The following is a 24044-nucleotide window of genomic DNA, read 5'->3' as shown; positions in this document are numbered from 1 at the left end:
CGGAAGGATTAAATAGTGTCATGCAATTAGCACGATCTAGAGCTAGAGGTTTCAGGAATATTGATAATTTTTGTAATATGATATATTTCTTAGGGAATCACTAATCCATAACTTTTGGCGAAGAACCAAAAGTTTTAAATTAGGTAAATTGGTTGGGCAACCAACGTTCGGAGCCGTAATTTCTACAGGCTCCCAAAGATTGCAAGATGGCGCTATAAGAATGCCATACAGAGCTTGGTATGTAAAAGAATCTGGAATGAATATGGAACACGGGCCAGCAGTGCCTGATTATTTAGTCCAAAACAAACCAGGTTGGAAAGCTAGGGGAGAAGATGATCAATTAAAAAAAGCTGTGGAGGTTTTACTAGCAGATATTAAAATGTAATTTTAGGATTGCTATTATTTTTTAGTCTTAATATCAAATATAAAAAAGCCAGTGAATAACAATTCACTGGCTTTTTTATCATGTAGAAAGAGATGTTTTTATCTCAAAGAAAGTATCAATATGTTTATCCGAATGCAAGCTTCAAGTATTTATTTTATAACTATATGCTATGATTTCTGATTGCAAAAAAGCTAAACTTTAAACTAGCGAACTATTACATTTTTAAAAGCTTAAGCCTCTAGATTATTATCAAGTGTGGCTCGTTATAGAATAAATAGCTAATTTACTTCTTAATTTATGGTCGTTCTTACTTCAATAACACCATTTGCTCCACGCAATCCGTAGATTGCAGTTTCAGGACCTTTTAAAATTTTTACAGTTCTAATGGTTGTTGGTACAATATCTCTAAATGAATTTTCATCTACCGGAACACCATTTAAAATGAATAAAGGCTCTCTATTACCATTCATAGTTGAAATACCTCTAATAGTTATTTTATTCGATGTAGATATGGTAACACCGGCAACCTTACCTCTTAAGTAATCATAAATATCTCTAAATTGTATGGCATCAGATACTTTTTCTGTATTTGTATCTGTTAAATAAGCAGTATTTGTTTCTGCAATAATATTAATTATTATAGAGTTTTTACCTGTGTAAGGAACTTTCTTAACGCCGATTAAAGGAGAGAAAGCGGTAATTTCTTTTGGTGCTTTGTCTAGTTTTATTTTAAAATAGCCGGCAGAATTTGCCACTCTTGGTTGTTTTACACCATCTATTAAAATAACAGCACCAGGAATTGGGTTATTACTGCCGTCTTTTACAAGGATGGTTAACTTAACTTTTTCTGTTGTCATTTCTTCTTGAGAAAAAATATGCAATGAACAGAACATTGCAAGTAAAACGAATATTGTTTTTGTTGTTTTCATAATGATTTTTTAGTTTAGAATGATTTTTTAGTGTAGATTTTAAACAGCAAAAATAATGCCATTTTTAAACCTATAAGTTACATAAATATTTTTAAAATTATGAATAAGATATGTACTATTATGTTAACTTTTAATAAACTTTCTCACCATTTAAATATGTAGAAACTACTTTCGTTTTTGGTATTTCACTACCATATACTTCCATAATATCTTGATCTAAAATCACAAAATCAGCAAATTTACCCACTTCAATAGATCCTTTTTCATCTTCTTCAAAGTTAGAGAAAGCAGCCCAAATGGTCATTCCTTTTAAGGTTTGTTCTCTTGTTAAGGCATTTTCCATTTGAAACCCGTCTTCAGGGAAGTTGTTTAAATCTCTTCTGGCCGCTGCGGCATAAAAGGTTAAAAATGGATTTACTTTTTCTACAGGAAAATCTGTACCCAAAGCAATCTTACCGTATCTATTTAATAAGTTCTTATAGGCATAAGCACCTTTCATTCTGTCTTTACCAATTCTTTCTTCTGCCCAATACATATCTGAAGTAGCATGAGTTGGTTGTACAGAAGGTAAAATATTATCAAAGTTTTGAAAATCTTTTGATGATATTATTTGAGCATGCTCAATTCGCCAGCGTCTATTTTTTTCGTTTTTTAAAACTTCTTTATAGGTTTTTAGCAACCAGGTGTTTGTAGAATCGCCAATAGCGTGGGTGTTCATTTGAAAATCTGACGCTACAATTTGTTTTGCAATTTCTTGATATCTTTCTGGAGGGTAAATTAAAGCGCCAAAATGATTTTCTCTATCAGAATATGGTTCGCGCATTGCGGCACCTCTAGATCCTAAAGCGCCATCGCCATATATTTTAAATGAGCGTACATTTAGTCGGTCTGTTTTTGTAATTCCTTTATTGATGTAATAATCTATTTGTTCTTGATTGTCTCCAGAAATCATTGCATAAACACGCATTTTTAATTCATTCGATTTTTGCATTTCATCTATTAATTCTATCGTGCTTCTATCTAAACCAGCATCATCTACAGTGGTTAAACCATAAGAAAAACAAATTTTTTGTGCATCTAATAAACCTTGAATAGATTCTTCTTTTGTAGGTTCAGGAAATTTGATAAAATCCATAGCGGCATCAATTAAAACACCACTCATTTCTCCGTTTACAAGAATAATTTCCCCGCCAGAAACTTTTGTATCTTTTGTAATGCCTGCAATATCGATGGCAGCTTGATTTACTAATAATGCATGACCATCTACTCTACCAACGGCAACAGGAGTCGTAGGAAACAATCGATCTAGTTTTTCTTTTGTTGGGAATTCTTTTAGGTCCCAATCGTTTTGATCCCAGCCCCGTCCTGAAATAAAAGTTACATTTTTTTCTTTCTGAAAGGCAACTATTTTCTCTAAAACTTCATCATAACTTTTTGTATCTTCTAATGATACTTTTTGTTGCTGCAAACCCATTCTATAAAAATGGCAATGCGCATCAATGAAACCCGGCACAATGGTTTGGTTTTTGGCATCAATTACTGTTTTAGACTTAAAAGCTTCTTGTATTTCTTGATTGGTGCCTACAGCAATAAATTTACCATCTTTAACCGCAAATGCTTTAGCGGTTTCAAATTTTTCATTAACGATGTATGTATTTGAATTAAAAACAATTAAATCTGCTTTTTGTTTACTACAAGAACAGATAACAAGAACTAAAATAAAGTATAGAAAATTATTTTTCATAAATAAATTAAGATTTTAGGTACACAATATAGATTCCGTACATGAATACAAATTGTAGCGGTATTCTAATAATTGCTATTTTTTTAGGACCAATTGCAGGTCTTTTTTTTGTGACATCCCAAATATGGATAGGTAATAATAAAATTAGTAAAACAAAAATACCGAACGATGCATATGTTGTTGTTTGATTAAAAAATAGTCCAAATCCTAAACCTAATTCAATAAAACCAACGATGTAGTTCACTAATTTTTTAGGAAAAAAGTCAGGAATAAAATGCTTGAACATTTGCGGTTTTATAATGTGCATAATTCCTGCAAAACAGAAAATGCTTCCATAAACAAACTTTAAAATCAACGTTGAAATAGCCATCAGTTAAGGTTTTACAGGTGCGTCAACATATAAATATATATCCATTAAATACACAATACTGGCCATAGATGCGCTGCCCAATGCTAATTCGCGTTTGTTTATTTTATCAAAAGTATCGTTGCTTGTATGGTGATAATCAAAATAACGTTGAGAATCTGGTTTGTAACCAACTAATGTTACGTTTTCTGCTTTTAAAGGCGAAATATCTGCACCAGAACCACCACTTTTAAAATCGTGTAAGCCATAAGGAGATAGTAATTTTTTCCAGCTTTGCAATAAGGTTTTATTAGCAGTATTTGCATCGATAGAAAAGCCTCTTGGTGTATGACCACCAGAATCAGATTCTAAACCTCCAATATGAGTTTCTTTGTTTAATTTTGCGAGTTCAGCATATTTTTTTGCGCCTCTTGTTCCGTTTTCTTCATTCATAAAAAACACAATTCTAATAGTGTTTTTAGGTTTGATGTTATTTTTTTTGAATAAATAAGCAACTTCTAAAGATTGTACAATTCCTGCACCGTCATCGTGAGCACCTTCGCCCAAATCCCAAGAATCTAAATGACCACCAACAACAAAAATATTTTCGGGTGTTTCGCTACCTTTTATTTCACCAACTACATTAAAAGAAGGTGCATCTGCTAATGTTTCACAGCTTTGTTTAAAGTAGAATTTTAAATCTGGATTTTGTTTTAAATCATCACTTAAAATATTGGCGGCTCTAGAGCTAATTGCTGCTGCGGGTATGTGTTTTTCTATAGGTAAATCTCCATAACTCATAGTTCCTGTATGCGGAAAGTCGTCGATAGAATTTGTCATAGAACGCACAATGACACCTTTTGCACCAAACTCGCCACAAACGATGGCACCTGCAACTCGTTGATCTACACAACCGCCGTAAGCACTAAACGTATTAATTAAGGTATCATCAAAAGGACGATTAAAAAACACAATTTTTCCTTCCATCGTATTTCCTAAAGCTTTGGCTTCTTCTAAACTTTGTACTTCGATAACTTCTGCTAAAATGCCAGTAGTTGGGGTTGCAATAGAAAAGCCTAAAGCACAAATGGGTACATTTTTTTGAACACCGTTTGTGGTGTACGTTGCAGTTTCTTTTTCGCCACGAACCCAATGAGGTACCATAACTGGTTGTAACCAAACGGAATCTAAACCAACTTCTTTCATTAAATTTTCTCCCCAAATGACTGCTTTTTTCGCCTCTGGAGATCCAGATAAACGACCCCCAATATTCTGCGTTAAATCTTTGAGCCACTCATAAGATTTACCTTCGGTTAAGACGGAGTTAAACAGTGTTTTAATAGTTGTTGAATCTGTTTTTTCTGTGGCAGATAATTGATTGGTATTGACTATTTTTTCTTGTTTTTGGCTACAAGCTAAAATGCAGAATGAAATTGAAATTAGTAGGATGATTTTTTTCATTTATAAATTTGTTGTTTAATGCGATAAAACTACAAAAATGAAACGAGAAATTTTCATTACAATTGATTTAAAACTTTTTGAGATTCTTGGTGCACAAAACGATATTTCTTTTTGTTGGTGTCTGTCATACTTTTAATCTCTACCTGTATTTCTTCTAAAATCTCTTTTGCATTTTCGTTTTTATCTCTGCGGATTAAAAAATTGGCAAGTTCCATTCTTTCTTCATAATTAGAGAAGCGTGTATCCATTTTTTTTAGTTGATGTTCTGCTGCCTTAAAATCACCCTTTTGCTCTAATGATAAACCATAATAGTACAGCGATGTTTTAAAATTTTTATCTAGATCAATTTTTTTAGCGTAAACAATAACCTTATCAAAATCATCAACTTTAAAATAACATTGTATGAGTTTGTTTATTGTATGCGGATCGCTTACAAAGTTACCAATTAATGATTTTTCGTAATACAAAATTGCTTTCTCGTATTCTTTAAGCTGTTTATAACCATCTGCAAGATTTATTTTATTTTGAAACGTGTTAGAAAAAGTGAACTCTTTTTCTAAATCTTTAATTTTTTTAGTTGGGTTTATAATCGTGGTAATTTCATCCGTAATGTTTGTAACATCTTTTTTGTTAACTACCTGTGTAAGAAGGTAAACGATACAGCCAAGCAAAGGAATAAAGAAGATGATAAAAAACCAATAGTAACTACTCTTGTTTTTGTATGCATGATAGATGCAGTAAACTTGAAGTGCGATAATTATATAATATAACATGGTGTAAATATATTAAAATCTTAAGCGTTGTTAAAATATTTGAAAGTGAATATGGTCATTATGTCTTGCTGCTCTGCAACCTTGGAATCTTATTTTTGGGTTCTTTAATTTTAATCTATTTTTTAGATGTGGTTCTATGAATAGTTTACTGACTTAATCATTTTTTAAAATGAGCAGAATTAATTTTTTTGTTTCGGTTTTAGAAAACTTCAAATTTTTACTGAAAGGGCCAAAAGATTTATATTTAGTAAGATCGTATTGCCAAAAATTATGCTCTTTGTAAATTTTAGTTTGATGCAATTCTCCTTTTAGAGGTTTTTCGAAAACGCCGTAACCGCTTAAAGATGGTTTTAAATTAGTTGTTCTTTTTCTTTCATCTTTATACATAAATGAAATGTCATTTTTTTTGCCATCATTACGGCTTCAATGAGTCGATAATGGAAATCTGTCAAAAAAAGGAAAATTAGCATCTAGATAGAGGAGCTTTGTATTTGGAGGTGTTTCTTCTAATTCTAGAGACACCCCTGTTAAAACAGCACGTAATTTTGTGGTAACATAGTTTCTGTTGCAAAGAATTGTTAGGAAAATGTGAGATTTAAGACCGTAATTTTCCTTAATTTTTGTTTTGCCAAAATAAGGAGCAATATTCGGAACAATAAAGAACGTTGCCAAAACATAAAAGATACTAAAAGCAAAGATTCTTAAAATTCTGAAATTCGACTTTTTTGGAGACCATTAGCATAGAAACCAAAAAGACAATTCCCCAAATTTGAGTAAAAATAGTAAGCAAAATTATAAGAAACAAATGAAACGTTTTATTGATAAAAAATTTAAATTTCATTCAATAATTTGCTAGATTGTTGATAAACGAATTTGTGTTTTTTTTTATTTGTTTCAATCATATTTTCAATTTCAGAAACTATTTCAGTAAGCACTATTTGAGCTCCTTGAATTTTCTCTCTTTTAATTAAGAACTCTGATAATTCTAATCTTTCTGCATAATTAGAATAGCGTTTATCGGTTTTTCTAAATTGAACTTCAGCCTCTTCAAAATAATTGCATTTTTCTAATGAAATAGCATAAATACAAATAGAGTCTCTAAAAGATTTTTCTAAATCTATTTTGCTGGCACATGCTATCACTTTTTTGTGTTGTCCGTTTTTAAAATAGCATTGTAACATTTTATGTAACGTGGTAGGGTGGTTTTTTAATTTGCCATCTAAAGCTTTTTCGTAATAGATAATTGCGTTTGTAATATTATTATTATCTAAAAAAGCATCTGCAAGATTTAGGTTGTTTTGAAATGTATCTGAAGAAGATAACTTTTTTTCTAAATCTCTAATTTTTTTCTTTGGATCTACAACAGCTGTAACTTTTTGACCAACGCTTTTTAAGTTACTTTTATTAATTACTTGCGAAAAAAAGTAAAATAGACCACCAATTATAGGCACAAAAAAGATTACCAAGTACCAGTAAGATTCATTTCTACTCTTGTAAACATGAAAAAGGCAAAAAGCCTGAAGGGCAATAAATAAATAATAAAACATACGTTACAAAGATAAGTAAAAAGGCCTTTTACTTGCACTTTTTTAGTTCACTAGTTCATTATAGTCGTTTAAGAGTGCGTTGTTTAAAAATCGAACTTGTACGTGATGCCACCTAAAGCTTGAAAACCTTGCACGTTAAAATTCGCGAATCGCTGGTAATTTGTATTTAGAATGTTATTTAACCTTAAAAATGCCGAGAATTTATCGTTAAAATGATAGCCTCCATTCAGATTTACATCTACAAATGAGTTTACATCTTGAATGCCGTTTGTGCTAGACGGATAGGTAGAAGCATACAAAACATCTTTTCTTTCGCCAATATAAAAAATAGTAGTTGTGGCAAACCATTTATTGCTTTTGTATGCACCAAGAAGCGCTGTTTGAATTGTAGGTAAATTCCACGCTTCAGATTGGGTTGTCATTTTAAAATTATCGAATTGAATATAGGTAGAAAGGGTAACTCTTTTGGTTACATCATAGGCTAATTCAGCAAAAATAGAAGTTGTTTTTACATCATCATAGACCACGCTAAAGGAGTTGCCGTATTCATAGCCTTTTAACTCGGTTCCGCTTGCAAAATTGCTGATACCGTTAGATTTTGAGTTATTTACCACAAATAGTGCCTTGTCTTGCTCATCTCTCATGCTTGCAGATATGTTAAAACTAAAATCGTTGTTGAAAACGCCATTAAACCCTAAAAAAGCATTATATCTTTCTGCGGTTTGCGTTATGAATTGTGTTGGTGAAATAAAAGGATTTTCTTCGGTAAAGCCTTTGTAGGTATTGGTGTGAAAATCACCAAAAACACCAGCATACATTGTTAAGTGTTCTTCGATAATCGCTTTTTGAATCTTTATATCTGGATAGGCTAAAAAATGATTTACGCTATTTTCGGCATCAAAAGAAGCAAATAGTTTGGCACCTAATTTTAATGAAAATCCTTTAAAAGTAGTATTGTATTCTGGGTTTACTTTTGCGGTAAACATTGTATAATTCAACTCGTTTTGAGTGGCATAATCGCTTTCAAATTTACCTGTTAATAATTCTAAAGATGTTTTTACTTGCAAACTATTTAAGTTTCTACTGATAAAATTTAGTGGTACATCTAAATCTGTATCAAAATTGATAAGAAACTCACTACTATTTAAAGCATCTGTAAAGTAAGAAAGAGACAGGTTACTTTTATCAACATAGGCATCTAAAAAATCTAGCTCACCTGCAATATTAAAATGGTTGTAGGTTTGGTTTTCTTGAATGTTACCAATGGTAAGGTCGCTAAAAGTAGCTGGTTTTAAACCATACCAATTGTAGTTATCTCGCTCGGTATTTAAAACAACCTTCCAATCGAAATAACGTTCTTCTTTTTTGTAAAAAAGACTTGTTGTAAAACTCGAAAAATCACTATCTAAAACTGTATTCTCTATATTGTCTAAAGAAGCTATGTATTTTGCAGATACACCAAATTCGCTCTGAAAACGCGTATATTGATGAATAAATGCTTCTGCATAGGGAGATGTATAATTACCAAAACCAGCGGCAATATAATTGTCGTAAACACGTTCTTTTACGCCCACATCAATTCCTTTTACCACACCACTTTTAGGAATAAATGTAGAAGCAACAGGCGCTGAAAAAATAGTGTATCCTAATTTTTTTTTCTTGCTTTGGTTGATGAATTGTATAATCGGATTTTTTTTAATCTTATTTGCATCTGCAATTTTAGGATTGTAGGTTGTAATTACTTCTACAATTTCAGTTTTTACGGTATCTCGTGTTGCAGTAGGAGCTACTTTTTCTTTTGGTTTTACTTGAGCAACAACGCTTAAAAAACCAAAGAGCATTAAAAATATAAGAAAACTTCTTTTCATTAATTTTTATTTTGTGGGGTTATAGAATTATTCGTTTTAGCTTCGGTTTCTTTGATTGTTTTTAGTTCTGCTTGCGCTTCTTTTACAATGTCTTTAAATTGAGTAAAGTTTTTAATTACATTTTCTAAAATAAAAGTTGCTTGGTAGGCATCTTTTAAACGATAATAATTTTTAGCCATGATTACATAACTTTTAACGCCCCAATACTTGTAGGCAGAATAATCTGCAATTAATTCCTGCACCACTTTATTAGAAGCTTCGTATTCATTCGCAAGATTTTTAAAATAGGCATTGTAGTATAAAGTTTCTGCCTTTAATTCTCCTGTAGCTTCTTTTTCTATTTCTTTATAATAGGCCTCGGCGGTTGTTAAATCAAATTTGATAAAAGAGGTTCTTGCAATAATTGTTTTTGCATCTAACTTTACATTGGTATCTAATTTATTTTTGGCCAACAATTTTTTAGCATACTCTAAAGCTAAATCATAGGCTTTTATTTTAGCATAGCCCTTCATTAAATTACTTTGAGCAAACAGAATGTTTTCTGTAATGTATGCTTCTTGCTCTAATTTTTCAAGCAGTGGCCGTGCGTTCACAAAATCTTCTCCTTGTAAATAAATTTGAGATAATTTGGCTAAAACATCTTCGGTAAATTCACTTTGACCGGCACCTAAAATAATGGTATATTTTTCTGATGCTTCTGGATATCGTTTTTCTTTAAAAAGAATGTCTGCCAAATAATACGTTGCCTTTAATTGATTTTTTCCATTGGGAAAACTCCTTAGATATTTTTTCAAACTTAAAATACTGCTGTTGTTTTGCCCTTCAAAATATTTTCTTTCGGCAATTGCAAAAGTTGAATTTTCTAACTCTGTATCAGAAACATTTACAAAGTTTAAAGTTTTTGTCCAAGTTACATATTCGTCTAAATTATCTTCATCAACATAAATGTTTTTTGCATTTCTAACCGCTTCTATGGCATCTGCAGAATTTGGGAATTCTCGTACTGTTATCTTAAATTTATCTAATGCTTTTTTATTTTGATTATCACTATAATACAACAAACCTTGGCGCACTAAAGCTTTTGGTATAAACGCGCTTTTTGGATGTTTCTCTAGCAAGCGATCATAAGCTTGGTGTGCTTTGATATTATTTTTTATTTTTGTGTATGTGTTTGCTAATTGGTATAATGCATCATCTTTTAAGGTAGATGTTTGATAGTTGTTAATGACATTTGTTAAGGCTATAATTTTAGCATCATCTTCATCTCTAAAACCATAACTCATTCCAATTTGATATTCGGCATAATCTGCTTCAAAGCCAGATGTAGCAACCACAGTTTTGTAGGTTTCTATGGCATCAGCATAATTTCTAGTCGCAAAATAACTATCACCTAAACGAATAAAAGCATCACTTTTTATAGCCTCATCGTCAATGTTTTCTTTTAAAAATTGATTAAAAAACGCAATAGCATTTTCATATTCTTTTAGCTTAAAGTGGCTGTAACCAATATTATAATCAAGGAAAGGAAACTCTTGCTGATTGTTAGAACTTAACATTCTTTTTGCTAATTTAAACTTGGCGAGTGCAGCATCATAACGTTCTAATCTATATAAAGTCTCTGCTTCCCAGTAATGTGCTCTTTGTTTAATTACAGAAGTAGCAGATCTTGTTGAGGTTGTAAAAAACGGCAGCGCTTCTTGTAGCTTTTGCTCATTAAATAATTGAATTCCTCTATACAAAGAAACCTCAAAAGTTAACGCGGTATTTTCTTCACTTTTCTTTCTTTTTAAATACGCTAGTGCGCCTTGATAATCTTGCTGATGTATAAATGACGTAACTACCAATTCATTAATTTCGTTGTAAGCTGCCGAATTTGGGTAGTTTTTTAAATAATTCTGTAAAACATCAGAAACATTTTCAAAAGGATTGCCTTCTTCATAACTTAATTTGGCATAATTTAAAGCCGCATCTTCTTGAATAGTGTTATTAAAACTCATTTCACTTGCAGCTTTAAACGCATTTAAAGCCTCGTTTTTTTGATCAAGATTCAAATAGCATTCTGCTAAATGGTAGTAAGCATTTTGCGAAACTTCATTTTTTTGATCAATAATTTTGTTAAAATAACTAACGGCAGTTTCAAAGTTGTTTTGTTGATAATAAGCATACCCTAATTGGTAATAATCGGTATTATTCCATTTACCAGTTTTACCTTTATAAGCTTTTAAAAACGGAATGGATTGTTCATATTTCTGTAGATTAAAATAACTTTCGCCAACAATTTTAGAGATTTCAGAAACATCTCTTTTTCGAGCCGTTTTTAAAAGTTTTTCGCCAACTGTAACGCAACGCTCAAATTGCCCCGCTTTAAAACTGATATCTAATAAATAATAAGAAATTTCTGATTTGTAAGATTTGTTATCAGCAATTTCTTTTAAAGTAGATTCTGCAATGCCATAATCTTCTAATTTGTAAGCGATAAAGCCATAATAATAGCGAGAATCGTTACCATATTTAGCATCATTAATTAGAGGTAAAAATTTATTTTTTGCCAACGATAATTCTTTAGCGATTAAAAAACCGTACCCCATTTTAAAATTGAGCTCTTTAAGGTTTTCTTTTGATAATAAATCTGTATTTACTTTCTGAAACCATTTTAGGGCATGGGCAGCTTTTTTATTGGCAAAATAATAATTACCAACATTAAAAAATGCTTTATTTTTTTTATTACTTGTAGGGTTGTTTTCTACAAAGCTAACTATTTTTTTATCGGCATCTGTTTGATTTAGTTTTACAGCACACATGGCATCATAATAAGAGGCATCTGCTTTTACACTTGAGTTTTGTAGCGCATTTACCTGAACTTTTTCAAACGTTTTTTGAGCAGCTGCATATGATTTGTTATGGTATAATTTTAGCGCATCAGTATAGTCTGCAAGCACACTTGTGTTTACAATAGTTTGTTGCGAAAAAAGTGCAAAAGACGCAAAAAAAAGCGCGGAAGATAAAAAGTGTTTTATGTTAAAACGAAATTTCATACAATTATTTTGGTTGTAGTCTAATAAACGAACATTTTTTTAATTTGTTGGATGAAAATGAAAATATTTTTCAAAATAATTTACAGTAAAAGTGAGAATTCTTTAATTTTCGTGTTATAAAATGATTAGAAACTAATAAGTTTGTAAAAAGTACTAGTATATGGAAAAACCAGTTTTACATTTAGAAAATGCAGACATCTATCAGAGAGATAATTTGGTTTTATCTAAAGTCAATATTACCATGAATCGAGGCGATTTTTGCTACTTGATAGGTAAAACAGGAAGCGGTAAAAGTAGCTTAATGAAAACTTTATATGGCGATTTGCTTTTGCAAAAAGGAAGCGGTGCTATTGTAGATTTTGATTTAAAAGATTTAAAGGAAAAAGAAATTCCGTTTTTAAGAAGAAAAATAGGCATTGTTTTTCAAGATTTTAAATTATTAAGTGATCGAACTGTTTTTGGCAATTTAGAATTTGTTTTAAAAGCTACGGGTTGGAAAAATAAAGATGAGATAAAACAAAAAATAGAGGAAGTCTTAGATAAAGTTGGTTTAAAATCTCAACATTATAAAAACACCTACGAACTTTCTGGAGGCGAACAACAAAGAGTTGCAATTGCTAGAGCCTTGTTAAATGACCCTGAATTAATTTTGGCAGATGAGCCAACAGGTAATCTAGATCCAAAAACATCGTTAGAAGTTATGGAGCTTTTAAATGATATTCATAAAAGTGGTAAAACCATTTTAATGGCAACCCATGATTACCAGTTAATTGTAAAGTTTAAGCAAAAGACTTTAAAGTGTGAAGGGGGTGAGTTGTTTGAAATTGTACAACGAACTACCGTTTAATGCTTTCTGTTTTAATACCAACATATCATTATAATACGCTTTTTTTGGTCGAAAAAATTCATGAGCAATTACTTTTAGAAAATATTGTTTTCGAAGTTATTTGTTTTGATGATGGCTCTAAATCTGAACTAAATACTGAAAATGAAAAGATAAATACTTTAATTTTTGGTAGTTTTAACAGTCTAGAAAATAATATTGGCAGAAGCGCTATTAGAAATTTGCTTGCGGAAAAGGCACAGTATAAATGGTTGCTTTTTTTAGATGCAGATGTTGTTCCTGTAAATTCAATTTTTTTTAAAAAATACATAGCTTGCTTTAAAAAAAATAAAACAGTTTTCTGTGGTGGTTTGTTGTATCAAAATAAAAAAGAAAATTTAGGTTTATTGCGATATAAATATGGTAAAAAGCACGAAGAAATTTCTGTAGAAAAAAGAAAAATAAATCCAGAAAAATATTTTTTTAGCTCTAATTTTTTACTTGAAAAAAAAGTTTTTAATTCCGTTCGTTTTGAAGAGAAGTTGATAAAATACGGTAGAGAAGATTTATTGTTTTCTTTAGGTTTGGTTAAAAAGGGCTATAAAATTGAACATTTAGAGAATGAAGTATATCATTTAGGAATAGAGGAAAATAAACAATTTGTAGCCAAAACAAAAAAAGCAATGGAAAATTTGTTATTTTTAGTGCTGGAGGAGTTGATCGAAGAAGAAGAAATTGCAATATTAAATTTTACAAACAATATAGAAAAAATTAAAATGGCTAAAATTGCTGGAATGTTTTATCCAATTTTTGAGAAGTTAGCCGTTAAAGGGGCATCAGTTTTTTTTTTAGACGTTATGAAAGTATGTTATTTGTGTCACTTAAAATCGAAACATGCATAGAAGTGAAATCGGAAATTTTATTTATCAGCAATTAGATGAAAATAAAGAGGTTTTAAAAGAGCAATTCTTAAAATCTAAAGACAATATTGGTTATTTTTTTTTGGATGATTTGTTGCCAAAAGAATTGGCTTTAGAAATACACAATAAATTTCCTTTGTTAGAAAAAACAGTCAAAAGAAAAAATTTAAAAGAATATAAGTTTACGGCCTATCAAATGAATGCTTATGAGGCTCTTTTAGAAGAAGTGATTTATGCCTTTCAAGAAAAAAAAGTAATTCAAATAGTTTCTGAAATTTGTAATTTAGAGAAAGTGTTTGGTGATGAATTTTTATATGCTGGCGGTTTATCTCTGATGAAAAAAGATAATTTTTTGAATCCGCATTTAGATAATTCTCACGATAAAGATAGAAAAAGATGGCGGGTATTAAATTTGTTGTACTATGTAACGCCAAATTGGGAAGTTGAAAATGGTGGTAATTTAGAAATTTGGCCAAAAGGATTAAAACAACCACAAACTATTATAGAGAGTAAATTTAATAGATTGGTGGTGATGACAACACATCAAAAATCTTGGCATTCTGTTAGTAAAGTAAAAAAAGATGCTATAAGATGTTGTGTGTCTAATTATTATTTTTCTGATAATTCTCTTATGGACGAAGACCAATTTCATGTGACTACTTTTAGAGGTAGATCTTCCGAGCAAGTAAAAGATGTTTTACTGCAAATTGATAATAGTTTGCGCTCTGGCTTGCGTAAAATATTTAAAAAAGGAGTTCGAGAGAATCCACATCAATATAAAAAATAGCTATTTGGCGTTCTTAAAAATTGCTAATAATTTTGTTTCTTGATGCTCCCAAATTAATTTTTCTTTAGCATTTTTTAGTTCTTTGGTAAAATCTTTTGCTAAAGTTTGCTTAATTTGATGAGCTAGTTTTTTAGGTTCTCTCTGGTATACAATCTCCCCAACTTTGTAGTCGATAACAATTTTTTTCATTTCAGGTAAATTAGAAACTAAAATAGGCACTTCGGCCTGGATGTAATCTAAGATTTTGTTAGGAAGTGCAAATCTATAATTTAAACCCAAATCTTCTTCAATACTAATTCCTAAGTCTGCTAAAGGTGTTAATTGATGCAATTCATTTGGATTTAGTTTACCTAAAAAATAAATCTGATGATGTAGCTCTTTTACAGTAACTTTTTTTTTTAGAGACTCAAAAATATCACCTTCACCAATAATCACTAAAATGCAATTTTTAAGAAATGGCATCGTATTTATTATCAATTCTAAACCTCTACCAATATTAATAGCTCCTTGGTATAAAATTATTTTTTCGTCTTTATATGTAAAAGGGAATGAACTCGTAGTAACTTCTTTTTTATTAGGTGAATTTATAATTGTTTTAAAGTTTGTGTCGTATTTTGTGTTGTAAAAATTTGCAATACTATCACAAACGGTATACGTGTTTTTTAATTTTGGGAGTATTTGTCGCTCAAGACGTAACCAAAAATTTTTGGCAAATGGACGGTTTACGAGCTCTGGTACTTCAGAAAATAACTCATGACTATCATATATTATTTTTTTATCTTGAAGTAAACTAGCAATATAATTAGGTAAAAGTGTATCTAAATCATTAGATAAAAATATGTCTTTTTTTGTGAAAAGAAGTATAAAAAATAGTTTTATATTAAATTCGGCATAAAATAGAATGCTTTTTTTAAAAAAAACTTTGATTCTTTTAGTCCTATAATTTCTTAACAGGGGCTTGCTATTTGTGTCTTTTTTACCTACCAAAAGAATTTCATAACCTGCATTAAAAAGTGTGTTACAAACTTTTTCTACTCTCTGATCAGTAGACAAATCATTTGTGACAGAAACTATTATTTTTTTCAAATCGATTTCTTTGCCGCAATATAAAGAAAAAAAACCCACTCCTCAACGAGAAGTGGGAAATTGCTATGAAAAAGAATGATAAGAAGAATCTTATCTTTTATATAGACGTTAGCTTTCTGCTTTTCTTACAGAATGATAAAAAATAATTTAGGATCTTTTGGTAAATGAATATTTAAAGAATTATCAAAAATAATTAAGTGAAAATTTTTTAAACAATCTCTTCTTTAATAAACTGTTTCGAACACCAATATTATACAGGCTAAAAATACTTTTTTAGCTCTTAAATTTACAATTTCTTTTAGTAGATAAACGCCTTTAAAATCCATATAATTTTACTTTTATTATTTTTTCAGTAACTTAGTGAAAAGCTGAATGATTCGGCAGACTAAAAAGTTTCGGCTAAATTCAAAAGAAAATAATATGAAACAAAAGAAAATAAATAGTTTAGGTTCAATTGTACTGGTCATAATTGCAATTATTTCGTTGAATTTAACATCCTGCAAACAGCAAAAAGAAAATAAAATAGCAGCGGCACAAAGTGAAACAAATCCTTTTTTAGAAAACTCTGTAAATAGAGATTTAGAAGCAATTAAAGAAGACGGTATTTTAAGGGCTTCTGTTGTGTATAGTAGTACAAGTTATTTTTTGTATCGAGGGCAAGCCATGGGGTTTGAGTACGACCTTTTAACACAGTTGGCAGAGCATCTCGGTTTAAAATTAGAGTTGGTCGTATCGAGCAATTTAGATACGCAATTTGAAGTTTTAAATAGGGGTGATGTAGATTTAATTGCACACGGAATGACCATTACAAATCAGCGAAAATGGGAAGTTGATTTTACAGAACACTTATATTTAACAAGACAGGTATTGGTTCAGAAAAAACCAGATAATTATTTAAATATGTCTTGGGGCAGCGTGCAAAAAAAACTAATTCATGATCCTATTGAATTAATTGATAAAACCATATCTATCAGAAAAAATTCGTCTTATATAGAACGTATTTTAAGTTTATCAAACGAAATAGGAGGAAATATTATTATTGATACTTTAGATAGCAAATTATCTACCGACGAAATTATCGATATGGTGGCAAACGGAGAAATTGAATACACGATAGCAGATGAAAATTTAGCCAAAATAAATGCTTCTTTTAATCCCATTTTAAAAATAGATGTCCCTATTTCTTTTTCGCAAAGAATTGCTTGGGTAACCAGAAAAAAATCGCCCTTGTTTAGAAAGGTGGTCAATGAATGGATTGTTTCTCAAAGAAGAAAAAGAAATTTTAACGTTACGTATAATAAATATTTTAAAAACAAACGCACCTTTAAACAACGTATAAGAAGTAATTACTATAGTTTAAAAAATAATCAAATTAGTAAATATGATAATTTAATCAAGATACATGCAGATAAAATTGGTTGGGATTGGCGATTGCTGGCTTCGCAAGTATATCAAGAATCTAGATTCGACCCAGTTGCAAAATCTTGGGCTGGCGCAAAAGGGTTAATGCAAGTTATGCCTGCCACAGCCAAGTCTTTAGGGATTACAGATGTTTCTGACCCTCATGAAAGTATTCGAGGAGGAACCGATTATTTAGATCGATTGTACAATAAGTTTACAGATATTAATGATTCTATTAACAGAATTAAATTTTCGTTGGCGTCTTACAATTGCGGTTACAGTCATGTAAGAGATGCGCAGCGTTTGGCGGTAGAAAATGATTTAGATGCTACGATTTGGTCAGAAAATGTAGAAACGATGATTTTAGCGCTGAGCTTGCCTAAAAATTACAACAAGCCGTTTATAAAATACGGGTACGTGCGTGGCAAAGAACCCGCCAATTATATCGAGCAAATTTTTGAACGTTATGACCATTACAAGCAATTTATTCCGCTAGAATAATTAGAACACTGCTTTGGTTGTTATATGCTTCGGATAAAAAAAAATGTTGTTGATGCTTTTTTATGCTACGAAATGGAGTTTATTTAGTTTTTGGTAGAAATCAATTACTCTGACTTTTTAAGATATTGTGTTCATTAACTAAAATGTAAAATTTATTTTTATACTATAATTTTAGATAGTGGTTCTAATTAACGGTATCATCAAAAAAGAAATTACTTAAAGGAAATTGGTCCTAAAAAAAGTAAATTCAACCGAAGAATTTTATAGATTAACTATAAAAACACAACGAAAGAAAATGAAGAAAGTGTTTTCGAATTAGCTACAATGATTATGTATTAGCTTATAGGATATAAAAAAGGAAAGCTAAACATACCAGGAGAATTTTATAGAGAAATTTTAAGCAAAGCAACAGGATTATAAATTAAATTTTATACTAAGAGTCATATGAAGGGTGTTAATGTTGCATATTCGCAAGCCCTACTTAAAGCTAAAAAGCAAAAAGAAACGGATGTTGGTTTAGTCTAAATTTTAAAAAATAAAACCCTGCAAATCAATAATTTACAGGGTGTATTGTGGAGACGCCGAGAATCGAACTCGGGTCCAAACAAGCAGCCAAGAAGCTTTCTACATATATAGTTCTTTCTTATTTTTCGATCAAAAGATGATTAAGAACAATCCACTTTTAACTTAACTTCTTTAGTTTCAAAAACCTGTCAAAGTACCAAGTTTTCTATGTTTACTTTTACGATATCCAAAAGTGAAGCGCCGCAAACCAAGGCTATTCGTGGACATAAAGCTTGCTCACCTTGTGAGCCTAGGCAAATCCTACTGTGATTCGGATTATGCAGCTAAAGCGTAGTTATCTTCGCCGTTTAAAAAGTTGAAATTAGGTTTAACGAGTGTTATTTCATAACTCGATATGCTTACAAATTCACTGTCCTTGCTGTCAAAACCAGTCGTCCCCTTAATGAAATAGCAAATTTTAATTTGCGTAATTGAATTGATTCTGAACTCGATTCAGGATATTTTCAATCTTTCATTTTATTTTTTCAAAGAACATTTAACACAAAAATAATACAAATTTTTTTAAGCATCTGCCTGCTGCAAGAAGGTTGCCAAACAAAAACTTGTTCAGGTTTAAAATTTATATTGAATTAAGTAGAAAGGCTGAATCGTTTTTAACGGAAAAGTTAAAAAAGGATAACGGCTCAATGCTTAACACGGTCTGCAAAAATACAACAAGTTAAAACAATAACAAGATGTAATTTTAAAGAAAATTTAAGAATAAAAAAGGATGAATTTTTTAGTTTTGAAGGACTTTAAAATATTAAAGATGATCAGAAAAGGAACATACGTAAAGTGGAATTGGGGAAACGGCACAGCTAAAGGCAAAGTGCAAGAAACTTTTAAAGAAAAAATAACGAAAACAATTAAAGGATCTGAAGTTGTCAGAAACGGAGAAGAGGGTAATAAAGCTTTGTACATTCAGCAAGAAGATGGTGGCTATTTGTTAAAACTAGAAAGTGAAGTAGAAAGAGCAGATGTATAAAAGAGAAAAGAAAATAGACGAAAGAGAAGAGATTGTAAATTCAAATCTAATAAAGTAAGGAAATAAACGTTGTGAAAACTCGTGAAATCCATATTATAATTTTTACAAAGTTTATTTCTTATTTAAATTAGAAAATCGACTTGCAATTCATTTCAAAATAAAATATCTTCGAGCAAAATTAAAGAATATGAAGTTTGGCATTATAAAAGAGCGAAAAAACCCACCAGATAGAAGAGTAGTTTTTTCTCCTGAAAAATTAAATGAATTTCAAAAACAGTTTCCTGCATCAGAAATTGAAGTAGAGAGTTCAGATATTCGTGTTTTTTCTGATTCCGAATATCAAGAAAAAGGATTAAAAGTAACTAATGATGTTTCTACGTGCGATGTGTTATTCGGTGTAAAAGAAGTACCGATGGATGCTTTAATTCCGAATAAAAAATATTTTTTCTTTAGTCATACAATTAAAAAGCAGCCTTATAATAGAGATTTATTAAAGACAATTTTAGATAAAAATATTGAACTTTTTGATCACGAAACCATTATTAAAGAAAACGGAGCACGATTAATTGGTTTTGGTCGGTATGCTGGTATTGTGGGCGCTTACAACGGTTTTAGAGCTATTGGATTAACAGACGAAACGTTTTATTTACCCAAAGCAGAAACCCTAGACAGTCAAAAGGAACTAATTTTAGCGTTAAAGAATATTAAATTAGGAAAGCTTAAAATAGTATTAACAGGAAACGGAAAAGTTGCGCTTGGCGCAAAAGAAATGTTAGATGCCATGGCTATTCCGAGTGTTTCTGTAACTGATTACTTAACAAAAAATTATGAGCATGCTGTTTATTGTATTGCAGATGTACTAGACTATAACAAACGTACAGATGGCCAAACAATAGATAATTTAGATTTTTACAACCATCCAGAAAACTACGAATCTAATTTTATGCGCTTTGCAACGGTTACAGATTTTTTTATTGCGGGTCACTTTTATGGAAATGGAGCACCTTATTTATTTACAAGAAAAGATGCGAAATCTAAAGATTTTAAAATAAAATACGTGGCAGATATTTCATGTGATGTAGATGGTCCTGTTGCCTCTACTTTAAGAGCATCAACAATTGCCAATCCAATTTATGGGTACAACCCACAAACGGAATCTGAAGTAGATTATAAAGATGAAAATGCAATTGTAGTCATGGCTGTAGATAATTTGCCTTGTGAGTTGCCAAAAGACGCTAGTGAAGGTTTTGGAGAACTATTTTTAGAAAATGTAATTCCTGCTTTTTTTAACAGTGATAAGGATGGTGTTCTAGAACGCTCTAAAATGACCGAAAACGGAAAGCTGACAGCACGTTTTTCTTATTTACAAGACTATGTAGATGGAAGAGAATAATATACAAAATCAGCAATTTCTGATCGATTTAGCAAAAATGAAAATGCCCTTTGGTAAATACAAAGGGTACTTTTTAATTAATTTGCCAGAACATTATATAGTTTGGTATCGCAACAAAGGTTTTCCGAAAGGGAAATTGGGGCAACAAATGAATCTTGTTTATGAGCTACAATTAAATGGTTTAGAAGATATTGTGCGTAAAATTCAACAAGATTTTACCTAATTTTAGTAAGTAATAAGTAATTGATATATTTGTAGCCGAAAACCATCTTACTACTATGGTTTTCAAATTTGCTTGTGAATTTTAATGATTTATGGAATAACCCAGTTTTTACAAAATCGGCATCTATTTCTTTCTTTGATTATTTATAGCATTGTAAAAGTATTACAAAAGGCAACTTTTAAAATAGTAAAAGACACTATTAACCTCGAAGTAATTATACTTTAAAGTTGTCTTACAATTTTATTCATTTTTTTTTTCCATTGACCTTTCGACTTCGCTCAAGATAAATTCCAAGAAACAAAAATCTAGACTCCTGATAATTTTATTGAATTCTACAAGATATTTCGCTATCGTGTCTAGACCGCAAAAGGGCTGTAGGACAGGTAATCATTTTATATTTTTTGAATTTTTACTAAAATTATCGTACGTCGGGTTTAGATTGTGAATGCTATATTCCGAAACTTCGGGAGTAGATATCTGTCATCTAACGCACGGAACTGATGATGTCCTTTAACAAAATAGGTTCTTTAAAAAGTAAACTTCTATTAATGCGAGTTTAATAGCTCAAAGTACAAGTTTAAAAAACTCATTAATTTTGTAGCGTATCTTTTATTTGTATTCGGAAATTTTTACATTTTTTAACACCAAACTTTCTGGAGTGGGCACAGCTTTAGGTGTTGCTGGTGCAGGCATTGCTTTTGCCTTGCAAGAGGTAATTGTAACGGGTTATGTAACGGTTTTACAAGTAATTTTTATAAAGTTGGTGATTGTGTAAAGTTAGGCGGAATTAAAGGCGATGTAATCGATATAGGTTTATTACGAACTACTTTAATGTAAATTGATAAAACTAAAGTCTATCATTAATATTAATTCATCGAACACTGGGTTTCCATTTCTGTACAGATTTATGAAAATGAGGAGTAGAGTAATCGGAATTCCGATTATTTTTAACCAAGAGAGGTAATTTATTTTTACCTTTTTTACATTTTCTTCTTCAGTATGTAAAGTGTCATAATATAAAGAAAACACAAAGGCTATCGTTGTGTATAAGCCGTTTAGCCATTGTATATAAATAGAAGATTTGTGGCTAGAAGCACCACCTATAAGTGTTAAAAAAGTAATGCTGTTGGCAATAAGTGCTAAATTTGATGTGTATAAAAAAGCAGTAATTCCTGTAATTAAATAGGCTACAATGGTATACGTATTGTTTTTATGTTTTTCTGATGTTTAATCGCTACGATTATAAAGGTAAGGATTGTAAATAGCAACACATTTAAACCATTGTTTTGCTGATAAAAAAAGCTGCTAAATAGTAATGCACTGATTAATATTGTTAAATTTTTCATAGTATTTTTTTTTAAAAGAACTTTGAATTACAAAGTAAGTGGGTAAAAAAATAGACTATTTGTTGCTAATTAATTTTTCAAGCGCATTAATATGTTTCTTAAATTCTTGTCTGCCTAACTCTGTTGCATAATATTTTGTATTTGATTTTCTGCCAATAAATTGTTTTTCTACCTTAATAAAGCTTACTTTTTCTAGGGCTTTTGCGTGACTTGCTAAATTGCCATCTGTTGCGCCCAATAATTCTTTTAAAGTTGTAAAATCTGCATATTCGTTTACCATTAAAACAGACATAATTCCCAGTCTTATTCTATGGTCAAAAGCTTTATTTATAGGTAGAATTATATTTTTCAAATAAAAGATTTAGCGTGTAAAAGTAAACTATTTTCTATCATATTTATAGTACATCACCGCGCCATAAATAATGTGCATAAAACCAAAACCAGCTACCCAAAACCAAAATCCATATCCTGGTAAAAAAGCACAAAGCAAGCCTAAAATTACTTGAGTATATCCTAAATATTTAATAGATCTCAATGTCTATTTTGATGCATTTAGTAAATCCAAACCATAAAATAATAATATTAAAGCACTGGTTTGCCCGTAACGTTGTTCTTTTAAAATGATAAGCATGTAAATGCCACCAGCCGCTAAAGGCACTATAAAACTGGCTAAAAGTATTTTGGTAAGAGAATCCCAAATTTTCTCGTTATTTAGCTTTGCTTTTTTAGTGGTTAAAAGTGTTGCGCTACCAGTACTACATATACCCACTAGAAATAAATCTAACAAGATGAATTTAAAAACGGTGTTATCGAGAAGTAGCGTATCATTTCTGTGTTGTAAAATAATAGGCATAAGCGGCGCCAATTAATGCATAGATACCTGCTAAAATACCAGATAAGCCGCTTAATGAAATAAACCTTGACGATTTATTCATTAAGGTTTTAATTTCTGATATGTCTTTTAAATAATCTTTTGAACTGATCTTTAAAGAACTTTGAATTATAAAGTAAGGTGTAATATTAATATGGACAATGAAATAATGAAATATTTATTTTTCTATATGAAATCTTAAAAAAAAAAAGGCTGTGAAGCCTAAAGTAAAACAAACTATTCCTTAACCACAACGCCATAAGTAATATGCGCAATGCCTAAAATAGTAAGTGAAGAATACCAATAACTCGGAATTAAAAAACAAAGTAAACCCAACAAAACAGAAAGCCCAGATAACATCAAAAAATCTTTACGTTTTTTATTTTTCAGAAAGAATAGTAAAATTCCATAAAAAAGTAAGAAAATAGGAGTTAGAAAGCTAAAGAAATCAAATTGAACTAATACGATTAAACTTAAAGAAATGACGAGCATACCGATTACAAAATTTTTAACAATAGCTTTTGTTTGTAAAGTCCATAAATTTTCTTTTAATTTTTCTGATATTTTTTTTCCACTACTATAAAGAGTGAATGCAGATAGAATTAAAAGCGTTAAAATTATAGATGCTGCAAGAAGTTGAACACTTTTGTAGGATAAAGTTTCAAGTGTTGGGTCGCTCACTAAAAATGTATCTAAAATTGTTTTCAGTGCATAAGCTGCAATAAAAATATAACCTCCAATAAGCATACTAGTAACCCCTTTTAGAATAAAAGCATTCGTATTTTTTTCTTGTTTCTCCATAATTTTTAAAATTTTTGCGAATATACAAAAATCAAACCCATCAAAAAATATACCTTACAGCAACCACAGGGCAAACTCACACTTTTTTTCCTTAAAAAAGCATTATAAATAGCTATTTTATAGTTGTTTAAGTTGTTTTAAAACCGTATATTATACTGATAATCAATACATTAACAGTATGAATCCAGATAGTAAAATAATAAGTATTTTTGGTAAGTTAGAAGACCCTAGAAGCCATATAAATCAATTACATGA

The 24044-nt window shown here is 30.4% G+C and carries 23 protein-coding genes, 1 other RNA gene and 1 pseudogene; 10 read left to right on the top strand and 15 right to left on the bottom strand.

Translation table 11 applies throughout. The features are described from left to right. Together ES044_RS15745 and ES044_RS15740 are read left to right on the top strand one after the other, a co-directional pair. Positions 1–104, top strand: a 104-nt coding sequence (locus tag ES044_RS15745; RefSeq protein WP_147118358.1) for a transposase, incomplete at its 5' end; no start/stop codon positions are given. A gap of 44 nt (positions 105–148) precedes the next feature. Further along, complete coding sequence (locus ES044_RS15740; protein ID WP_223813565.1) at positions 149–385, top strand: hypothetical protein; 237 nt, start codon at positions 149–151, stop codon at positions 383–385. Between the two features lie 290 nt (positions 386–675). Here ES044_RS15740 and ES044_RS15735 read toward each other — a convergent pair whose 3' ends face one another. The 9 genes from ES044_RS15735 to ES044_RS15695 form a co-directional block, all read right to left on the bottom strand. After that, positions 676–1314 carry a TonB-dependent receptor plug domain-containing protein gene (locus ES044_RS15735; protein ID WP_147118194.1) on the bottom strand — a complete coding sequence of 213 codons (639 nt, stop codon included), beginning with the start codon at positions 1312–1314 and terminating at the stop codon, positions 676–678. A gap of 130 nt (positions 1315–1444) precedes the next feature. Next, positions 1445–3058, bottom strand: a complete 1614-nt coding sequence (locus tag ES044_RS15730) for an amidohydrolase (RefSeq protein ID WP_147118195.1) — start codon at positions 3056–3058, stop codon at positions 1445–1447. A gap of 7 nt (positions 3059–3065) precedes the next feature. After that, positions 3066–3428, bottom strand: a complete 363-nt coding sequence (locus ES044_RS15725; protein WP_147118196.1) for a DoxX family membrane protein — start codon at positions 3426–3428, stop codon at positions 3066–3068. Positions 3429–3431: 3 nt separating this feature from the next. Then, on the bottom strand, positions 3432–4865 hold the full coding sequence (locus tag ES044_RS15720) for a M20/M25/M40 family metallo-hydrolase (protein WP_147118197.1): 1434 nt from the start codon (positions 4863–4865) through the stop codon (positions 3432–3434). A gap of 56 nt (positions 4866–4921) precedes the next feature. After that, on the bottom strand, positions 4922–5638 hold the full coding sequence (locus ES044_RS15715; protein ID WP_147118198.1) for a hypothetical protein: 717 nt from the start codon (positions 5636–5638) through the stop codon (positions 4922–4924). Between the two features lie 153 nt (positions 5639–5791). Next, entirely contained in the window at positions 5792–6025 is a 234-nt protein-coding gene (locus ES044_RS15710) for a hypothetical protein (protein WP_147118199.1), read from the bottom strand. A 443-nt stretch (positions 6026–6468) separates the two neighbouring features. Beyond that, complete coding sequence (locus ES044_RS15705; RefSeq protein ID WP_147118200.1) at positions 6469–7185, bottom strand: CDC27 family protein; 717 nt, start codon at positions 7183–7185, stop codon at positions 6469–6471. Positions 7186–7268: 83 nt separating this feature from the next. Continuing rightward, positions 7269–9053: a TonB-dependent receptor gene (locus ES044_RS15700; protein ID WP_147118201.1), complete on the bottom strand. Its 1785-nt coding sequence runs from the start codon at positions 9051–9053 to the stop codon at positions 7269–7271. Next, positions 9053–12088, bottom strand: a complete 3036-nt coding sequence (locus tag ES044_RS15695; protein ID WP_147118202.1) for a tetratricopeptide repeat protein — start codon at positions 12086–12088, stop codon at positions 9053–9055. The genes ES044_RS15700 and ES044_RS15695 overlap by 1 nt, the downstream gene beginning before the upstream one ends. A gap of 160 nt (positions 12089–12248) precedes the next feature. Between ES044_RS15695 and ES044_RS15690 the strand changes: the two genes are divergently transcribed. From ES044_RS15690 to ES044_RS15680, 3 genes are read left to right on the top strand one after another with little or no spacing between them, the layout of a single operon-like run. Continuing rightward, complete coding sequence (locus ES044_RS15690) at positions 12249–12935, top strand: cell division ATP-binding protein FtsE (RefSeq protein WP_147118203.1); 687 nt, start codon at positions 12249–12251, stop codon at positions 12933–12935. Then, positions 12935–13813 (top strand): glycosyltransferase family 2 protein, encoded by an 879-nt coding sequence (locus ES044_RS15685; protein ID WP_147118204.1) that lies wholly within the window; start codon positions 12935–12937, stop codon positions 13811–13813. Before ES044_RS15690 ends, ES044_RS15685 begins: the two co-directional genes overlap by 1 nt. Continuing rightward, positions 13806–14618, top strand: coding sequence for a 2OG-Fe(II) oxygenase (locus ES044_RS15680; RefSeq protein ID WP_147118205.1), 813 nt, complete (start codon positions 13806–13808; stop codon positions 14616–14618). The genes ES044_RS15685 and ES044_RS15680 overlap by 8 nt, the downstream gene beginning before the upstream one ends. On the opposite strand, the gene ES044_RS15675 is transcribed toward ES044_RS15680, so the two are convergent. Further along, on the bottom strand, positions 14619–15704 hold the full coding sequence (locus tag ES044_RS15675; protein WP_189663186.1) for a glycosyltransferase: 1086 nt from the start codon (positions 15702–15704) through the stop codon (positions 14619–14621). Between the two features lie 420 nt (positions 15705–16124). On the opposite strand from ES044_RS15675, the gene ES044_RS15670 reads away from it, so the two are divergent. Next, the gene (locus ES044_RS15670; protein ID WP_147118207.1) at positions 16125–17606 is read left to right on the top strand and encodes a transglycosylase SLT domain-containing protein; all 1482 of its coding nucleotides are present in this window, start codon (positions 16125–16127) and stop codon (positions 17604–17606) included. Positions 17607–18176: 570 nt separating this feature from the next. Here ES044_RS15670 and ssrA read toward each other — a convergent pair. Then, positions 18177–18570: a transfer-messenger RNA gene (gene ssrA / locus ES044_RS15665) on the bottom strand. Positions 18571–18939: 369 nt separating this feature from the next. Here ssrA and ES044_RS15660 point away from each other — a divergent pair. The 4 genes and pseudogenes from ES044_RS15660 to ES044_RS19575 all read left to right on the top strand — a co-directional run. Further along, positions 18940–19155: a DUF2945 domain-containing protein gene (locus tag ES044_RS15660; RefSeq protein WP_147118208.1), complete on the top strand. Its 216-nt coding sequence runs from the start codon at positions 18940–18942 to the stop codon at positions 19153–19155. 187 nt (positions 19156–19342) lie between these two features. After that, entirely contained in the window at positions 19343–20548 is a 1206-nt protein-coding gene (locus ES044_RS15655; RefSeq protein ID WP_147118209.1) for an NAD(P)-dependent oxidoreductase, read from the top strand. Further along, positions 20535–20771 carry a DUF3820 family protein gene (locus ES044_RS15650; protein WP_147118210.1) on the top strand — a complete coding sequence of 79 codons (237 nt, stop codon included), beginning with the start codon at positions 20535–20537 and terminating at the stop codon, positions 20769–20771. The genes ES044_RS15655 and ES044_RS15650 overlap by 14 nt, the downstream gene beginning before the upstream one ends. Before the next feature lie 783 nt (positions 20772–21554). Further along, positions 21555–21608, top strand: a pseudogene (locus ES044_RS19575) (hypothetical protein); the annotation flags it as partial. Positions 21609–22172: 564 nt separating this feature from the next. Here ES044_RS19575 and ES044_RS15640 read toward each other — a convergent pair. The 4 genes from ES044_RS15640 to ES044_RS15630 form a co-directional block, all read right to left on the bottom strand. Beyond that, positions 22173–22469, bottom strand: coding sequence for a winged helix-turn-helix domain-containing protein (locus ES044_RS15640; RefSeq protein WP_147118211.1), 297 nt, complete (start codon positions 22467–22469; stop codon positions 22173–22175). Positions 22470–22496: 27 nt separating this feature from the next. Continuing rightward, a complete protein-coding gene (locus tag ES044_RS19395) occupies positions 22497–22652 on the bottom strand; it encodes a hypothetical protein (RefSeq protein ID WP_317131212.1) in 156 nt (51 codons plus the stop codon). A 3-nt stretch (positions 22653–22655) separates the two neighbouring features. After that, positions 22656–22970, bottom strand: a complete 315-nt coding sequence (locus ES044_RS19390; protein WP_317131213.1) for a hypothetical protein — start codon at positions 22968–22970, stop codon at positions 22656–22658. 255 nt (positions 22971–23225) lie between these two features. Further along, positions 23226–23789, bottom strand: a complete 564-nt coding sequence (locus tag ES044_RS15630) for a hypothetical protein (RefSeq protein ID WP_147118212.1) — start codon at positions 23787–23789, stop codon at positions 23226–23228. Positions 23790–24044 lie beyond the last annotated feature (255 nt).

Source organism: Polaribacter sp. IC066 (assembly GCF_007997085.1).
In the GTDB taxonomy this organism is placed as follows: Bacteria; Bacteroidota; Bacteroidia; order Flavobacteriales; family Flavobacteriaceae; genus Polaribacter.
Note: the sequence above shows the minus strand (reverse complement) of the source record. Positions and strands in the feature narration are given on the sequence as shown.

Excerpts from the sequence above, each read along its gene's own strand:
- ES044_RS15660 (WP_147118208.1), top strand. The coding sequence starts at position 18,940 with ATGATCAGAAAAGGAACATACGTAAAGTGGAATTGGGGAAACGGCACA.
- ES044_RS15725 (WP_147118196.1), bottom strand. The coding sequence starts at position 3,428 with ATGGCTATTTCAACGTTGATTTTAAAGTTTGTTTATGGAAGCATTTTC.
- ES044_RS15655 (WP_147118209.1), top strand. The coding sequence starts at position 19,343 with ATGAAGTTTGGCATTATAAAAGAGCGAAAAAACCCACCAGATAGAAGA.
- ES044_RS15680 (WP_147118205.1), top strand. The coding sequence starts at position 13,806 with ATGCATAGAAGTGAAATCGGAAATTTTATTTATCAGCAATTAGATGAA.
- ES044_RS15720 (WP_147118197.1), bottom strand. The coding sequence starts at position 4,865 with ATGAAAAAAATCATCCTACTAATTTCAATTTCATTCTGCATTTTAGCT.
- ES044_RS15705 (WP_147118200.1), bottom strand. The coding sequence starts at position 7,185 with ATGTTTTATTATTTATTTATTGCCCTTCAGGCTTTTTGCCTTTTTCAT.
- ES044_RS15715 (WP_147118198.1), bottom strand. The coding sequence starts at position 5,638 with ATGTTATATTATATAATTATCGCACTTCAAGTTTACTGCATCTATCAT.
- ES044_RS15695 (WP_147118202.1), bottom strand. The coding sequence starts at position 12,088 with ATGAAATTTCGTTTTAACATAAAACACTTTTTATCTTCCGCGCTTTTT.
- ES044_RS15630 (WP_147118212.1), bottom strand. The coding sequence starts at position 23,789 with ATGGAGAAACAAGAAAAAAATACGAATGCTTTTATTCTAAAAGGGGTT.
- ES044_RS15650 (WP_147118210.1), top strand. The coding sequence starts at position 20,535 with ATGGAAGAGAATAATATACAAAATCAGCAATTTCTGATCGATTTAGCA.
- ES044_RS15700 (WP_147118201.1), bottom strand. The coding sequence starts at position 9,053 with ATGAAAAGAAGTTTTCTTATATTTTTAATGCTCTTTGGTTTTTTAAGC.
- ES044_RS15670 (WP_147118207.1), top strand. The coding sequence starts at position 16,125 with ATGAAACAAAAGAAAATAAATAGTTTAGGTTCAATTGTACTGGTCATA.
- ES044_RS19390 (WP_317131213.1), bottom strand. The coding sequence starts at position 22,970 with ATGCCTATTATTTTACAACACAGAAATGATACGCTACTTCTCGATAAC.
- ES044_RS15735 (WP_147118194.1), bottom strand. The coding sequence starts at position 1,314 with ATGAAAACAACAAAAACAATATTCGTTTTACTTGCAATGTTCTGTTCA.
- ES044_RS15710 (WP_147118199.1), bottom strand. The coding sequence starts at position 6,025 with ATGTATAAAGATGAAAGAAAAAGAACAACTAATTTAAAACCATCTTTA.
- ES044_RS15685 (WP_147118204.1), top strand. The coding sequence starts at position 12,935 with ATGCTTTCTGTTTTAATACCAACATATCATTATAATACGCTTTTTTTG.
- ES044_RS15690 (WP_147118203.1), top strand. The coding sequence starts at position 12,249 with ATGGAAAAACCAGTTTTACATTTAGAAAATGCAGACATCTATCAGAGA.
- ES044_RS15730 (WP_147118195.1), bottom strand. The coding sequence starts at position 3,058 with ATGAAAAATAATTTTCTATACTTTATTTTAGTTCTTGTTATCTGTTCT.